Genomic DNA, 17,145 nt, shown 5'->3' on the forward strand with positions numbered 1-17,145 from the left:
AAATCCTGTTTCTGCTTCGATGCTTGACCATTAAATCCAAGACCCCCCGTAGAAACCGGGTTGACGACCGTCACTCATAAATTATGCACAATATTTCCCTGTTGCTTCAATACTAGCAAAGTAATGTCATCAAATACCTTTTGTTCTCCAATAAATTTTCGCAAATCAGCGATGGTGGCTTCCTTGATTTGTTCGGCGCTCAAATGCCAGTTTTGAGAAACCACTTCACAGAGTCTTTCGATACCGTAGAATTTTTTGTGCATATTTCTAGCTTCGGGGATGCCGTCAGTATAAAGCACCACCCCGTCCCCCGGCTCTAAGTCTACTAAAACATGGCTAATCCAATCGGAAATATCCTCATCTAAGCCGATGGGAAATCCTAAATCCATCATATTAATACGCTCAATTTTACCGCCTCTTCTGACTACAAGAGTTTCCTCGTGTTGACCGCTAATACTAACTTTACTGTCTGCGTAATTAAGGAGGGCTAGGCTCAGGTTTTTGTCCGAGTTCATCCGCTGGATATTTTTATAAATAGTGCGGTTAAGGGTATCTAAAAAGCGAACCGGGTCTATTTCTTGAACTTCTTTCAAAGCGCGAACAGCAGCTTGAGTCATTACCATCAAAATCCCGCTTTCTAGTCCGTGTCCGGTGACATCACCAATGCAGAGCGTAACCACCCCCTCAGTACAAAGTACGTCGTAGTAATCGCCACCAACTTCATCTGCTGGTTCCATAAAGCCAGCGATATCTAAGTCTGCAATTGCAGCTAATTCCGCAGGTTTGGGCAGAATTAACTGCTGCATTTGTTTGAGGATATCGAGTTCGGCACTCATCCGCAGATTTTCGGTTTTGAGGCGTTGGTTGAGGGCAGAAATTGCCTGATTCGCTTGGGCTAGTTGGGCGGTACGTTCTTCCACTTTATCTTCTAGAGTTTGATATAGCAGAGCATTCTCCAGCGAAATAGCTGCTTGGGAAGAGAGAATTTTTAAGACTTCCAATCTGTCAGGAGTAAATGCACCTGGGGCGAGACTATTTTCTAAGTACAAAATGCCGATCGCTTTACCTTGGTTAACGATGGGAGTACACAATACAGATTTAGGTTGTTGCTTAATAATGTAGGGGTCGGCCGCAAAGATATTTTCAGTAGCAATATCATTAATTACCAAGGTTTCTCTGGTACGCCAGACGTAGTTAATGGCAGTGATGGGAAGATTTTGACTTTGAGAAAGGGGAATATTGGGTAAATAGCAGCGCTCGTCTAAGTATTTAGCAACAATCGATAATTTGCCGGATCTTTCTAAGATGATAGAGCCTTTTGAGGCACCCGCATTTTGCGTCAAAATTTGGATCAAAGTTGATAGCAATTCCTCGACGTTTATTTCTCCCGATATGGCTTGAGAAGCTTTAATAACTGTTGCCAAATCCAGCATATTGCCAATATTATTGCCAGTAGAGGTGAGGGGTCCGACTATAGTTTGAGCGATTGTATCTCCCGCATACACACTTATTTTTTGTTCGAGAATCTGGCTGAGTAATTGGGGATATTTTTGTTCTAAATCATGAATTTTTGCTTGACTTCCCCAGCGAGCATAAGCGTAGTAAGCGTCCGTTAGATAGACGCGGGCAATTTTATCTTTGCCTAATTCAAGGTAGAATTTAGCTGCCAATTCGCCTGCGAGTGCTTCTTCTTGCAGGTATTGGTTTTCTTTTGCCCTAGCAATGGCGCGATCGTACAAATCCATTGCTTCGAGCCTGTGTCCCAATATTCGTGCTATTTCTGCGGCTACTAAGTCATACTTGTGCTGATAATTCATCGGTGCATGGAATGCCCAAGTTTGCATTTTTTCCTGATTGGCTGCAACTTGGTTCAAGTATTGTTCTTGAGCGATCGAATCAGCATGGGGATACAGTGCCACGAGGGCGAGGGAATGGTAAAAATTGTACTGGGGAACCATCATCAACGAGCCGACACCCGCGGCATATTGTTCTGCTAGCTGGGCATTTTCCACAGCCCGATCGCGATCGCCAAACAAATAATTTACAACCAATTTAGCAAAATAAACCCCAAAGATGGAAGAGACATTATTTGCTGCCAGCAAAACAGGCAACATTTCATCTTCATTAAAACTATCGCCAACTAACCGACAATTGTCCTCAGCTAATCCTTTTAAGTTTAATGTAAGTTGTCGCCAGATTTTAGTATAATAAGTCTGATATTCTTGTTTGGAATTCAGCATCATCTCGAGATATTGCTCGTATTTTTTATCTACAGAGCTTAAGTCTTCACCGCTAAAAAAGCTGTAGATGCAAAGATACATAGCCGAATAGCAAGCATACTCGATATCGCCAGTTTCTAAACCGCTTTGGACTGCTGATACCAAAGACGATATGCTCGCTCGACTGGGTTCTTTCCAATGTCTCACGCAAGCATTGTACACCATCACCACTTTCGAGTGAAATTCTTGGGATGGGAATTTATCTAATACCTGCAAAGATAGTTGGCCGTATTGATAGCCTAATTCAATTTCTCCCATTACTTCACAGATTAAACTGCAACAAGCATAGACATAACTAGCCGGTGCAGAGTTCCCATATTTGCTACAAATATGTGCCATTGTAAACACAACGGCTGGGTAAATTTCTGGACTAGCTAGATAAGCGGCAGAAGCGATCGCACATAAAATCCTCAAAGCAGCAATTTTATAAGGATTATTAATTTGAGGCAAATTAGCTAAGGCAGATATCTCTACTGTAGCGGGAAGTTCTGTTTCCAAAGAAACACCCAGCATTCCCAAAACTTGCAATCCAGTATCTACTGCCGATTTCATCTGATTTTGAGCAATATAAGACTGAATTTGCGCTTCGTAAACTCTGAATTGATCGAGGAGATTGTGCGCTCGACATAGAACTATTTCCGCAAGTTGGTGCGACAAATCGAAATTGGTATTCAAATATTCGGCTTCAACCGCTTCTACATAAAGATCGATCGTCAAGTCGTATAAATTTGTCCAGCTATCATCTGCTAGCAGGTTTCTGCCGATAGTTAAATAATCCACAGCAGCAGCATAAGCTGTAGAAGTTTTAGCTTTACGTCCCGCAATTAAATTCAAGGAAGCTAGTTGATTTTTTTCGGTGCGATCGACAATTAATTCCACTCCAATATTCAAGTGGTTGACAATATCAAATATCCGATCTTCTTTTTCATGTTCTGGGGTATTACTCAACAACAATCTGCCAATTTTTAGGTGAGTTGACTGTTTGGCCTCATCGGGAATCAAAGAATAAGAAGCTTGTTGAACGCGATCGTGCAAAAATTTGTAACTGGCCAATTGACAATCGGCAACAGCTAATGGTGCAGACTCCCCATCATCTGCAAAAAATTTGTAAACTTCACTTTGCGGTAAAATTAGACCTTCTTGCAATGCTTTCCATAAATCAGCCGCAGTGTCTATTTGAGATTTTTCATAAACAACTGCTAAGGTTTCTAAATCAAATTGACTGCCAATACAAGCAGCTAGTTTTAAAATATTTTGAGTATTTAGCGGCAATCTTTGCAATTGATTCGCCATAAATTCGACGACATCATCGCTGACTGCCAATTCTCTAATTTTAGTAATATCGCACTGCCAACCACCCCTTTCTCCCCCATCCAACGGGGTAAAATCAAAATAAATTAACTTATCTTCATGCAGCTTTTTGAGGAATTGATTGCTAAAAAAAGGATTGCCTTTAGTTTTTTGAAAAATCAATTCGGTTAAAGAAAGCGAGCGATTCAGGGGACAGCTTAAAGCATCAGCAACTAGACGATTTAAGTCGATTTTTGAAAGTGGCGCGAGAGTAATTTGATTAATTATAGGGGCTGGGCGATCGATACTGCGATTTGGTAGATTGCGAATCTCTGATAAAGTCAGCATTAATGGATGAACGCTGGAAACTTCATTATCTCGATAAGCGCCAATTAGCAGCAAATGTTGAGCCTCTGATTCCCCGATCAACAATTGCATTAGCTTGAGAGATGCTGAATCTGCCCATTGCAAATCATCTAAGAAGATCACTAAGGGGTGATTTTTGGTAGCAAAGACACGAATGAACTTTTGAAATAACAGATTGAAGCGATTTTGTGCAGGACTGGGTTCTAATTCCTGGACAGCAGGTTGCTTGCCAATTAGCAGTTCTAATTCTGGGATAACATCAATAATTACCTGAGCATTATCGCCTAAAGCGGACAAGATTCGGGCTTGCCACTGCTGAACTTGAGTAACACTTTCTGTCAGTAATTGCTGCAGGAAACTTTGCAAAGCTTGCACCCATGCTGAGAAGGGAATATCGCGCCTGAATTGGTCGAATTTCCCTTTGATAAAGTATCCCCGCTGCTGGACAATTGGTTTGTGAACTTCGTTAACCACAGCGGTTTTGCCAATCCCGGAAAAGCCTGCTACCAACATGATTTCGGTAGTAGCTGTACGGGGGAGTTTCTGAGGCTCTCGGCTGCTACTAGGGGAAACCTCCAAATCGGCGGCTGCGGAATTTTCTTGGGGACAGGCGACGCGGTGGAAGGCTGCTAATAGGGCCGAAACTTCGGTTTCTCTGCCGTAAAGTTTTTCGGGAATGACAAAGCGTTCGGAAATGTCTCTGCTGCCTAATTCAAACAATTGAATAGTGCCATGATCTGAGTATTCTTTTAAACATTTTTCTAAATCGTGTTTGATGCCACCAACTGTTTGATAGCGTGCTTCCGCTGTTTTCGCCATCAGTTTGAGCACTATGTCATTCAATACTTGGGGGATGGCAGGATTGAGGGCTATGGGGTGAATTGGCTGGCGAGCAATGTGAGAGTGAACCAATTCCATCGGCTCGTTAGATTGGAATGGCAATTGTCCTGTCAACAGTTCGTAAAAAGTTACTCCTAGCGAGTAAAAATCGGTGCGGTAGTCAATCCCACGATTCATTCTTCCAGTTTGTTCGGGAGACATATAAGCTAATGTCCCTTCTAAGATGTTGGGGTTTTTAATTTCTGGATTTTCGCGAGGCAAAAGCGAGGAAATACTAAAGTCTATTATTTTAAGTTCTTGAGTTTTAGGGTTAATTATAATGTTCTGGGGTTTGATATCTTTGTGAATAACTTGACTGTTATATATTGCTTCTAAACAAGAACACATTTTAATAGCAATCTGTAAAAATTTTTCTATGTTATTGCTAACTTTGTCTTTGAGGTTGCCAGCATCATTGGTGATGTATTCTGCTAGAGAAATTCCCCCAAAATCCTCCATCACTAAGGCAAAACCGTTACGGTATACTTCCAAACTTAAGTGTTTGACAATACCGGAATTTTCAATATTTTTGGCAATGGTGTACTGATTGCGAAACTGCACCAGTTCGCTGAAAGTCGGATACTCAGATTTGAGCAGTTTGATGACGACGGGTTGATTGTCTGATTCAGAAAAACCTCGAAAAACCGAGGTTCTGGGGCCAGAGTAGAGTTCTTCGATCGCCCGGTAGCCCGGAATTGAGATCAGGGTCATAGTTGCTATATTACATATTGAAGGAACAGGGCACAAATCGATGGAGCGATGCAATTGGGGGCAATGGTTTCAGCGATTCAGAACGTACTTACCACCGCTCAGGTTGCTAAATCCTAGTAAGCTTTTAGTTTAAGGAATATAAAAAAGTTTGCGGTCATTAGTGATTAGTTTACTACAGCCCGCAAGGTTTAGGGAAGATTTTACCAAAAAACAATGATCGATCGCTAACCATCGCACATCCGAGCCATGGTGTTAAAAACCTTTGAAGCGCTTGCTTCGTAGGATAGATCGCCTGGTAAAGTCACATTTGGGATATTCCGGTTCCTGTTGGTTAAATTCCGTACAAATTTCTTGGTACATCGCTATTTTTTTATTGTCCGAAATAGAGTTAGGAAAATTTGCGTTTTGGTTCTTGACTACTCGTGCGAATTGCGGATATAGTTCGTCTTGCTCGACTCGCGGCTGGTCGTAGAAAGCTTTGATAGCTGGTAGCGATCGCCGGGGTGGCGTACCGCTATCTAAATCTTCGCTAAAAGCAATCCAGAGTTTGGTATCAACGCTGCTCATGTAGTCGATAAACTTGACAGCATTAGCCTGACAATCTTGATTGTTACATCGAGAAGAATTCACAACTAAAGTATCAGCAAAAACCAATGGTTTAAGTTCCTGACCATAGGGAGCTGATGTTGCAAAAAGAGGTAGCTTTTGGGGATCGGACAAGCGGATATAAAAAGAATTTTCCGAGAACCCAATAAAGCTAGTTGCTCCTGCTAAAAAGTCCTGATATCCCGCGTTAGGATCTTGATTATAGTAGCCGTTGACACAGCCATTTGTACCATTGACTACACATTCCGAAGACATTTCTACTAAATTGTTCATTACCTGCGGATCGATCGGTTTCTCCAAAGCTTCTGTCACGTGCTCAAACCCAAACAAGTCTGTATAGCCATCCAAATAAAAGCCGATCGCATTCCAGTCACTATTAAAGTTGGCAATTAATCGCGGTTTTACGGGTGGTTTGTGAGATAAATAATTAATTAATTCTGGCACTGATTTAACTTGCAAAATATCCCGGTCTCGCCCGAATAAAAAATATGAGCACAGCCAAGTCGGAAAACCGTAGAGTTGATTGTTGTAAGTTGATGCTTCTAGACCTACTTGCCAAAACTTTGAAGTTGATATTGCTTGGGAAGCTGGAAGAATCAAATGGTTATCGACTGCATCACCTAACATTAAGGTATCAAGTTCAACTAAATCAAATCCCTTTTTACCCAGAAGCTTCGGCAAATTGCTGTAGGTATAGGTGTCATATTCTAAATCTTGAGTCATTACTGCATTGAGCAAAATCTGGGGATTTTTTTGTTGAAACTCATTAACAATCCGCTGTACCATCGGCTGAAAATTTGCTTCTGGTGTTGTCGGTAAATAGGGGTACAACAATACCGATAAAGTCTGCTGGGCTTGACCTGTGAAAGATAAATAGCGATCGGGACTATTTGGGGTGACGTTCAGATTGTCAACATTGTATCCCGTACACTCCACGCGAGCGATCGTTTGCGTCGAGAAATCCTGTGGGTTGAGTGCAAGAGTTTGGCCTGGTGAGAGCAATAGCCTCTGCATATTTTGCTTAACTGTGTTGCGAATACCACCAGAAGCATCGCAAGTAATTGGCTGGTTACTAGAATTGTGAACAAAAATCTGACCTGCATTAGCAACTCCTGGAAACAGAGTTATTACTGCGATAGTTAAGAATATTGACAGGAGTCTAAAGATGCTGTTTGTCATTTATTTAGAGCGCCGAATAGAGCTTTAATTACTAATGCGGTAGAGGCAGCATTTTATCAAAGTTTATTCATATATATTTGAATAGTTAACACAGCATATGATACTAAATATTTTTTTAAGTATAGCATTTATGGGTGAATAAAGCAAGAAAAAAAACAGACCCGACTTAATCCTTTTTCTTGATAACAAGCAAGGTAATGTCATCAAATACCTTTTGTTCTCCAATAAAGTCTCGCAAATCATCAATGGCGGCTTTCTTAATTTGTTCCGCGCTCAAATGCCAGTTTTGAGAAACCACTTCACACAGTCTTTCGATACCGTAGAATTTTTTGTGCATATTTCTAGCTTCCGGGATGCCGTCAGTATAAAGCACCACCCCGTCCCCCGGCTCTAAGTCTACTAAAACATGGCTAATCCAATCGGAAATATCCTCATCTAAGGCGAGTGGAAATCCTAAATTTATGGTGTCTATCCGCTGGATTTGACCACCTTTCCTGACCACAAGAGTTTCCTCATGTTGACCGCTGATACTAATTGTGCGATCGGCGTAGTTGAGCAAAGCTAGGGTCATATTTTTGTCGGAGTTCATGCGCTGGACATTTTTATAAATAGTGCGGTTGAGGGTATCTAAAAAACGCACAGGATCGGATTCTTGCATTTCCTGAAGAGTGCGGACAGCAGCTTGAGTCATCACCATCAAAATGCCGCTTTCTAATCCGTGTCCGGTGACATCACCAATGCAAATCGTGACAACCCCGTTAGTACAAAGTACGTCGTAGTAATCACCGCCTACTTCCGAGGCTGGCTCCATAAATCCGGCAATATCTAAATCTTCAATCGCTGCGAGTTCCGCAGGTTTTGGCAGAATCAACTGCTGCATTTGTTTGAGCATATCGAGCTCGGAACTCATGCGGAGGTTTTCCGCTTTCAGGCGCTGGTTGAGAGTGGCAATTTGTTTAGTGGCTGTGGCGAGTTCAAAGGTACGTTCTTTGACTTTATCTTCTAGCGTTTCAAAGGATTCTTGCTGTTGTCTCGCCATGCTGTTAAAGGAATTTCTTAAGGTTTCAATTTCCCAAATCAGACTGGAATCAACGTTCTGATTAAGAGTACCACCTGCTAGATATTGTGAAGCTTGAGCAATTTGATTCAGGGGGCGAGTAATCCAGCTAGCGGTGAAAATACCCACTCCAACAGAGACAACTAGAGCCACAATACACAGCAAAATGGTGTGGCGACTGTTAGCATAAATTTGCGCCATAAAGTCGGCTTCAGGAACTACTACTACAATCAGCCAATTGAGACCGTACTTGTCAGTTAGCGGAGAAACTTGGATAAATTGCCGCTCACCGTTCAGCTTAAAGTCAAGTTGAACAGTTTGATCGATATCTTCCAAATTCTTGAAGCGTTCGAGCAGCTCAACCACACTTTGACGCATCAGCGGGTTGCTGCTTTCCTGTGCTTTGATCCGCTTTGTATCTTTGCCTGTTCCCACCGAAAGAGGCTGTTCTTTAACCGAGGTGGCTATTAATTCGCCCTGGGGCTCAATGATAAATACTTGACCGGAATTACCCACCCTTAAGGTTTGCAGGAAGTGGCGAATTTGATCTAGTCCCATTTGGCAAGTCAGCAGGCCAATTAGTTTACCTTCGGCATCATAATAGGGTAGACTCGCATTAATTTGCAGCGTACCGTAACCAAAATTAATATAAACTTTACTCCAAGCTGCCTGTTTCTTCTCAATAACAACTCTGTAAAAAGGGCGCGTGCGAACGTCATAATTGGGCGTGGTTTTGTCAATCTTTGTGGGGTTTCCATCAGCGTCAAGGTTGTAATATATCAAGTCGCCACCCCCGGGAATTAGTTGCTGGGCAAGCTGAGGTTGTTCAAGTCCAACCAGCCGATTTACCCAACCCACACGCAGGTACTGACCTTTGGCGTTGGCAATTCCCGCGTGACCGATCGAATTAAATTGCAGAACTTGTTTCCAAAAATAGGGTCGAGTTTGCTCTAAATCGTCAAAGTTCAACACCCCCAGACGTAAAGCATCGTAATTAATCTGATTCACCAGTGGCGGATCTTCCAGATAGGTTTGGACACGTTCGTAAACTCTCGCACTCACTTCCTGCCGCAACTGATTAACAATGTCGTTGACTATCTGCTCTCCGTTTCTGTAAGAGAGATAGCCAACGCAGCCAACAGCAGCCAAAATTTGGAGAACAAAAGGAACTACCAAGACATTGCGGAGAGGGAATTTGCCCGATCTGGAAACGATCGCACTTTTTTCTGAAACCATTGTTAAAAACACTCCCAGCGAGCAGTTTACAGTAGGTGGATTAACTTTTCAAATGCTGCCTTAAACCGGAATAACGACGCCGCGAACATCTTTGGCAGCTTCCGAACCAAAAAAGTAAATTACTTGAACTAGAGATTCAGGTTTCACCCCTTAGTGAGCCTTTTCCGAACCCATTAACGATGGATTTGTCGGAGTATCAATCACACGGGGGAGGACAGTATTAGCAGTGATATTAGTACCTTTTATTTCATGTGCGATCGCCTGTGTGAGCGCCACCATTCCAGCTTTAGCAGCACAGTAAGCCACCCATTGTCCAATCGGCTGTTCGCCCCCACGCGAAGCGACAGTCACAATCCCCCCATTCAGCCAGTCAAAAATACTTGTTTGCTTTTCATGATTTATAAGTAAGTAGGTAGAAATAAATATAACATGGGGAGACGGCGGGTTTGGCAATAGTAAACTCGCTGCTGCCATAGATTCTAACTAAACGCGCCCCTACAATTTCCGATTTTCTATTCAGGTTTTTTCGGACGACCTATTTACCTTTTTGGATAGGTTAAGAGCCAGTGACAATGTTATCATATGCAAAACTGAACAAACATCAACCAATCTGCGTTCATCAGCGCTCATCAGCCTGCATCAACGGTTAAAATAATATAAAATAAAATAAAAATACCAAACAAAAATGCAAATTACTCAATCCCTCCACAGCGCCATACTCATCTCCAACCTGGAAAAATCCCAACACTTTTACAGCACCGTACTAAAACTGCAAAAAATTGATCGAGACTTAAAATTTCCCGGAATCTGGTATCAAATCGGCGACTTCCAGCTCCACCTAATTTTAGGTGCAACAATTATCCCAGATGCCGTAGACCATGCCAAATGGGGACGCAACCGACATCTAGCATTTTCTGTGGCCAACTTAGAGGCAGCCAAACAGCAGTTAATCGCTCACAATTGCCCGTTTCAAATGAGCGCGTCAGGTCGATCGGCATTATTTACCCAAGATCCCGACGGCAACATCATCGAACTCAGCGAGTAACAGATGAAAATCATCGCTTATTCTTACACCGAACCGCTACTGGAAGCAGCACCCGCACCGGAAATTTGGGGTCAAGAAGTCGATCGCACCTATCAAGACTTAGGAGGGCGACAACAACTGCAACAACTCCTCAAAGACTGCGAAACAGAACCAGTCAAATACCTGTTAATTCAGCGCTTTGAAGAACTCGGCGACACCGTACAGCAAGTGTGTTCGCACCTCGCCCAACTCGAAAACCTCGGCGTCGAAATCATCGTACAAGCAGAAACAGAACCGCGAAACCGCCAAAACTTGCTGCAAATCCTCGCAGAAATCCAGCGCAGCCAACACAGCCGGAGTATTCGCAAAGGACACGCCCGCAACCGCATCAAATCCCGGATTCCACCGGGTAAGGCTCCCTACGGCTACCGGCGCGGCAAAGATTGTTATACGATCGATAAAACCACCGCCCCCACCGTCAAAGACTTTTTTGAACACTTTTTAATTTACGGTTCCTTGCGAGGTTCCGTGCGGTATTTAGCCAAGAAATACAACAAAAAAATCTCTGTAAGCACCGGCCGCCGCTGGCTGACAAATCCCGCCTACCGAGGCGATTTGGAATATCAAAACGGCCAAGTAATTTCTAACACCCACGTCCCGATTATTTCCAGAGAAGAAGCCGCCCAAATAGACAGATTGCTGCGCCGCAACCGCTGCCTTTCTCCTCGCAGTGCTAGCGCCCCACGTTCCCTCGCAGGTTTAGCGATTTGTGCAGAATGCAAATCGCCCATGACAGTTGCCAAAGTCACCTCCTACCGCAAAGAAAAAGAATACCTTTATTTGCGACCGATTAACTGTCCAAAACAGCCTAAATGTAGCGGCCTTTCCTACGATGAAGTATTGCAATTAACTATCGCGGGTATTTGTCGGGATTTACCCGATGCTGTTGCTGGGTTGCAAATGCCGAATATGAGTGGAATTAAAGCAGGAATTGTCAGGGCGATCGCATCCAAACAAGAAATCATAGAGCAACTTTCCGCCCTGATTGACAGCGGCATTTTAGACACGGAAACGGCCGAGTTTAGAGCCTACAAAATCCGCACCGAAATTGCCGAACTGCAAAGCAAATTAGCCCAACTACCCCCAGTAAATTTGCGAGAAATTGCCCAAACAGTTTCCCTGCCGCAATTTTGGCTGGATTTATCAGAATCAGAACGCAGGTTTTACTTTCGAGAATTTATCGATCGCATTGAAATCGTCCGCGAAAATACAAATTGGAAACTGCAAATTATTTTCATTTTTTAAGGATTAGCTCGACGTTCATCCGTAGTTCCTAGGTTAGATTGCCGACTTCTTAAAGAAGTGGGGGTATTTGGGTACTCTCTTAGTTCGCTAGGAGTGGACTGCGTTTGACAAGCATCGGTTTCAACCGCTGAATTATCTTTTTTAGCCTTTAGCCAATAGGCGATCATCTCTCCTTTTCCTTTAATCGCGATCGCACCTCTTTCCTCAAATAAATACCGCTCTTTTAACAGTTCGTAAATAGCCGTAGTAACTTGAATGTATCCCGGTAATCCTTGACATTCCATCCGAGAAGCAACATTAACAGTATCTCCCCACAAGTCATAGATAAATTTTTTAGTGCCAATTACGCCAGCAACTACGGGCCCTGTATGAATGCCAATCCGAATTTGAAATGGTTCGCCTCTGTCAGTTTGAAAATCCGCGATCGCTTCCTGCATATCCAATGCCATATTCGCGATCGCTTCTACATGATCTGCCCTCGGCACCGGCAACCCCCCCGCTACCATATAAGCATCTCCAATTGTTTTAATTTTTTCCAAACCGTGTTTTTCCGTTAGCTGGTCAAACCTTGAAAAAATCTGGTTCAGTACATTTACCAATTCTAGAGGTAACATTCTAGCAGCAATAGACGTAAAATCGACAATATCGGCAAAAAGAACTGTTGCTGAATCAAACCTCTGGGCAGGAGAACCCTCGCCCTTTTTCAAATTTTCAACAATTGCTGCTGGTAAAATATTCAGCAATAAATGATCCGACTTTGTTTGAGCAAGCCGTAAAGCTAGCTCCACCCCCTGCCGCTCTTTAATTTCGTTTTGCAAACGTTCGACAAGTTCTTGGGATTGCTTCGTGTGCTCTTGAAGTAACTGTTGTTGACTTTGAATTGTTAACTGATTTGCCACTCGTGCCAATACTTCTTTACCGTGAAAAGGTTTAGTAATATAGTCAACTCCTCCCACCTCAAAAGCTTTCACCTTATCTAAAACGTCATCTAAGGCGCTTAAGAAAATCACCGGAATGGAACTGGTTTTTGGTGAAGCTTTCAACTTTGCACATACCTCATATCCATTCATGTCTGGCATCATCACGTCCAGCAAAATTAGAGTCGGCGGAAACTCTTGCACTGTAGCGATCGCCCTTTGCCCGTTCAGCGCTTTACGAACCTGATACCCTTGTTCGGTCAAGATTGTAGATAAAAGCCGCACATTATCGGGCTTATCATCAACTACTAAAATGTTGGCTTGAATTGTATGATATTGATGGCTGTCCATGCACTCGCTCACGGTAGTTTGTCAAGATAAAAGATATTAACACTTAAGAAGTTGACTTCAAAAAAAACGTAACAGTATAAAGTCCAATTGTCTCTCCTAAAAATAGATGGCCAAGAGGCGCTATTAGGGCTTAATGTTAGACCTTTTTTTAATAAGATAGCCTCCTAAGTTTAGATTAGTTAAAAACTGGCATTTTTACCGCGCCGTAACTGCTGATTGTGCTATATCGATAATATCGTCAAAGAGGAAATCCTGCACTAAAGTAGTTAAATATTCGGCGGCAAAAGCAAAGTCGCTAGGGATTTCCTCAATCAACTTGACAATTTTATCGTCGCAACATTCATGAGCAGCATGAGATATCTTTTCTACCCACTCAATAGGCATTTGAGCGAGTTGTGACTCCACAGATTGATTGCTAGTCACTTCGCTAATTTTGCTTTCATTTTCTAGTGGTGCATCAACAGATTCCTCGTAAATGTAACGCACTCCTAAAAGTTCTTCCATTTTCGCAAATAATATCTTTGCCTCGAATGGTTTACGCATGAAATCATCGCAGCCTGCTCCTAAAATAGTTTGTCGTTCCTCTTCAAAAGCGCTAGCAGTAAGAGCAACTATTACAGTTTGTTTTCCGAGAGGATGAGCTTTAATTTTTCTGGTGGCTTCATAGCCATCCATGACAGGCATCTGCATATCCATCCAGATCAGGTGCGGTTGCCAATCCTCCCATACAGCAATAGCTTCTTCACCATCTCTAGCTTCTCGCACGAGGATGCCTAGTGGTGACAATAATCTCTCTATGACTAGGCAGTTATCGGCGCGATCGTCAACAACCAAAATCCGGTATTCTGGTTGATTCGGTGCTAAACCAATTACTTTTTTCTGCGGTTTAAGGATTTTAATCTCGCTGGGAGTGGCAAGGCTGATTTGAATATCAAATGCAAAGTTACTTCCCAATTCGGGTGTACTCCTGACAGTAATATCTCCTCCCATCATTTGTACAAATTTGCGGCTAATTGGTAAACCTAATCCAGTCCCCTGTTGAGACTTTTGACCTGTTTTTGTTTGCTCAAAGGGTTCAAATAACTTATTCATCTCTTCAGGGGCAATGCCAAGGCCAGTATCTTCAATTTCAAACTGAAGGCGTAACACTTCCGGGCGAAGGTCATTCGCGTCTACACAATCACAGTCCCCCAACCTTTCGGACTGATTAAAACCAGTGCACCATCCGGGTTTTTTTTGTATAGCTGCGGTTTCAACCCCTAAGCTTTCGGAATGTTCAGAACCCGCGTAGGCAAGTTTTGTTTGTGTGTCCGAAAACTCTGCATTTTCAGCCCCCAAACTTTCTTCTACCTTCTTTTTCACTCGCAAAGTAATGCTACCCATCTCTGTAAACTTGATCGCATTTCCTACAAGATTAATCAAAATTTGGCGCAATTTACCTTCGTCTCCACTAACAAAGTGTGGTACGCCGTCACCCACTTCCAAATTGAGCTGCAATTTCTTAGATTTAGCTTTTAATCGAAACATTTCTTCTAAGGTTTTTAGCAGGCGCATTAAGTTAAAACTGCTTTCATTAAGCTGACTTCTGCCCGCTTCAATTTTGGACATTTCCAAAATGTCATTAATTAGCGAAAGCAAGTGTTCGCCGGCGCGATTAATAATTTCTAGGTGCTGCTGGTGTTGATTGTTGAGAGATGAATCGCGCACCATCACCTGACTAAATCCGAGAATGGCATTCAGGGGAGTCCGCAATTCGTGGCTCATAGAAGAAAGGAATTCGCTCTTGGCGCGGTTAGCTGTATCAGCAGCTACGACAGCTTTTTGTAATGCTGTTTCTGCTAATTTTCGTTCGGCAATTTCTGTTTTTGCTTGTTCAAAAAGGGTGGATTGCTGGAGGGCAATTGCTAGCTGCACGGAAATTTGCTTGAGAGATTCTATCTCAGAAGAGGTCCAATGCCTGTGACTGCGGCAGTGATGAGCAATGAGTAGCCCCCATAGTTTTTCACCTTGCAAAATGGGAACCACGAGGTTAGCTTTAATTTCAAACTGGCTCAGTAAATTAACGTGGCAATCTGAAAGGCCTGCCGTATAAATATTGTCGATCGCACGAATGTGTCCCTCCGCGTAAGCAGAAATGTAGCCTTCTCGAAAGCAAGGGTCATTAATGTCAATTCCCAAAATCGGCATTGTATCGGCTGCTACCGACTCGACGGCTACCAATCCACTCCAATCAGGGTTAAAGCGGTAAATAATAGTCCTGTCTGTTGACAAAAACTGGCGGACTTCTTCCACAGCCATTGTCATTACTTCTTCTAGGTTAAGAGAGGAGCGAATCCGCTCTTGAATAGCATTCACGAGCCGCTCCCTTTTTACTTGTTGCTTCAAGGCTATTTCCGCCTGTTTGCGAGCAGTAACATCTACTCCATAACCCACGCACTCCACAGGTATGCCCGCAGAATTTTTGACTAACTTGATCTCATCGTAAATCCAGCGATAACTACCGTCTTTGTGCCGTTCGCGGTATTCGTAGGAAATCGATTCTTTTTCCAATATCTGAGCGTATGAAGTATCAACAATCTCTCGATCTTCTGGATGAACCAGGCTATGCCAATCAAGGGAACCATCAACCAATTCTCGTGCTTCGTAACCAATCATTGAAACAACATTATCGCTGACAAATGTTACATCGTAATTTCCCCCTAATTTGCAGCTAAAAATTACCGCCGGAGTAGTCGCCAGCAAATATTGCAAGCGTTCGGTGACAGAACGCAAGTTTAACTCGGCTTGCTTGCGATCGCGGGCTTCCATTGCTAAAGCTGCGATCTGCGCCACATAGCTAGCGAAGCTTTGTTCGTCGAGCGTCCAATTCCTGGTCGTTCCCTGATGTTCTAAACAAATTACACCCGCAATTTGCCCTTTATGGGTAATAGGAACATCTAGCATCGACGAGATGTTTAAAGGCTTCAAATAAGATTCGCTAAATTCTCGGGTGCGCGGATCGGTTTTGGCATCAACCGCTGCGATCGCCTGTTCTGTCTTCAAAGCTTGGAAATAGCTAGGATAGTCAGCAACTTTCAGTTCTGCACCGGCGCAGTGTTGATTGGGAGTCAGTTCGTAAATATCCGCACAGCACAGTGCGGATTTATCTTCCTGATAAAACCAAATACTTGCTCGATCGACATTCAGGGTACGAGTTGCCATTTGCGTAATCTCTCTCAAAGCCTCGCCGATATTTCCCTCGTAAATACTAGAATTTTTTGCTAATTCTAGCAAGCCATTCTGTTGTTCTGTTAACCTAGTTTCTCGTTCGCGCAAAGCCGATTCAGCAGCTATTCTTTCTCTAATTTCTGCTTCTAAATAACCATTAATTTCTGTCAACTGTGCGGTGCGCTCTTGAACCTTAGTTTCTAAATCATCATAAGCGTGGCGCAACGCTAATTCAGCATCTTCACGCACCGCAATCTCAGTCTGCAACTTGCAATTTATGGCCTCTAATTCTTGGGGGGTTTTTAAAGACAAAAACTGGGGCAATAGTGTTACCATGGAGGCGGCGGTGTAGCAGGAAACCAGTGCAGTAATTCCTTTTTCAATCCCCGACAGCCAATAAGCGGAATGCCACAGCGTCCAAATGTCTATCAAGTGACCGGTGCCGCAGAGAATAATAAATGCACCAAATAAAGCAAAGATTCCTAAAAAAGGAACATCGCGCCGCTTGAAGATAAAATAAATTAGCATCGCCGGAATTGAATAGTAGGCGATCGCGATTAAAAAGTCCCCAGTTACGTGCAGCCACACTAAAGGCGTTTGCCAAAGATAGCAATGACCGTGAGGCATATATTGAGTTGGGGAAAAGATATTTTTGAGTGCTTCCCACATAATACTTGTTATTGGCAGATAATATGGATTTGACCATGCCTAAGTTAGGCAAAAAAATCAACCGAAAAG

At 43.0% G+C, this 17,145-nt stretch carries 8 protein-coding genes; 2 read left to right on the forward strand and 6 right to left on the reverse strand.

Annotated elements, in window-relative coordinates; translation table 11 throughout:
- Positions 1–74 precede the first annotated feature (74 nt).
- The 4 genes from NDI35_RS11595 to NDI35_RS11610 form a co-directional block, all read right to left on the reverse strand.
- A complete protein-coding gene (locus tag NDI35_RS11595; RefSeq protein ID WP_445312867.1) occupies positions 75–5,525 on the reverse strand; it encodes an AAA family ATPase in 5,451 nt (1,816 codons plus the stop codon).
- A 252-nt stretch (positions 5,526–5,777) separates the two neighbouring features.
- The gene (locus NDI35_RS11600; protein ID WP_445312868.1) at positions 5,778–7,310 is read right to left on the reverse strand and encodes a type 2 periplasmic-binding domain-containing protein; all 1,533 of its coding nucleotides are present in this window, start codon (positions 7,308–7,310) and stop codon (positions 5,778–5,780) included.
- A 166-nt stretch (positions 7,311–7,476) separates the two neighbouring features.
- Positions 7,477–9,603, reverse strand: a complete 2,127-nt coding sequence (locus NDI35_RS11605; RefSeq protein ID WP_445312869.1) for a SpoIIE family protein phosphatase — start codon at positions 9,601–9,603, stop codon at positions 7,477–7,479.
- A gap of 150 nt (positions 9,604–9,753) precedes the next feature.
- Positions 9,754–10,077 carry an SDR family NAD(P)-dependent oxidoreductase gene (locus tag NDI35_RS11610; RefSeq protein WP_445312870.1) on the reverse strand — a complete coding sequence of 108 codons (324 nt, stop codon included), beginning with the start codon at positions 10,075–10,077 and terminating at the stop codon, positions 9,754–9,756.
- Positions 10,078–10,288: 211 nt separating this feature from the next.
- Here NDI35_RS11610 and NDI35_RS11615 point away from each other — a divergent pair, with 211 nt between their 5' ends.
- Both NDI35_RS11615 and NDI35_RS11620 read left to right on the forward strand, forming a co-directional pair.
- Positions 10,289–10,648 carry a VOC family protein gene (locus tag NDI35_RS11615; RefSeq protein WP_333343970.1) on the forward strand — a complete coding sequence of 120 codons (360 nt, stop codon included), beginning with the start codon at positions 10,289–10,291 and terminating at the stop codon, positions 10,646–10,648.
- A 3-nt stretch (positions 10,649–10,651) separates the two neighbouring features.
- The gene (locus NDI35_RS11620) at positions 10,652–11,932 is read left to right on the forward strand and encodes a recombinase family protein (RefSeq protein WP_445312871.1); all 1,281 of its coding nucleotides are present in this window, start codon (positions 10,652–10,654) and stop codon (positions 11,930–11,932) included.
- On the opposite strand, the gene NDI35_RS11625 is transcribed toward NDI35_RS11620, so the two are convergent.
- Complete coding sequence (locus NDI35_RS11625) at positions 11,929–13,200, reverse strand: adenylate/guanylate cyclase domain-containing protein (RefSeq protein ID WP_445312883.1); 1,272 nt, start codon at positions 13,198–13,200, stop codon at positions 11,929–11,931. The two genes, NDI35_RS11620 and NDI35_RS11625, sit on opposite strands and share 4 nt — an antisense overlap.
- Positions 13,201–13,395: 195 nt before the next feature.
- Entirely contained in the window at positions 13,396–17,076 is a 3,681-nt protein-coding gene (locus NDI35_RS11630; RefSeq protein WP_445312872.1) for a GAF domain-containing protein, read from the reverse strand.
- Positions 17,077–17,145: the final 69 nt, after the last annotated feature.

This window comes from Microcoleus vaginatus FACHB-2002 (assembly GCF_040004035.1).
Taxonomy (GTDB): domain Bacteria; phylum Cyanobacteriota; class Cyanobacteriia; order Cyanobacteriales; family Microcoleaceae; genus Microcoleus; species Microcoleus vaginatus_C.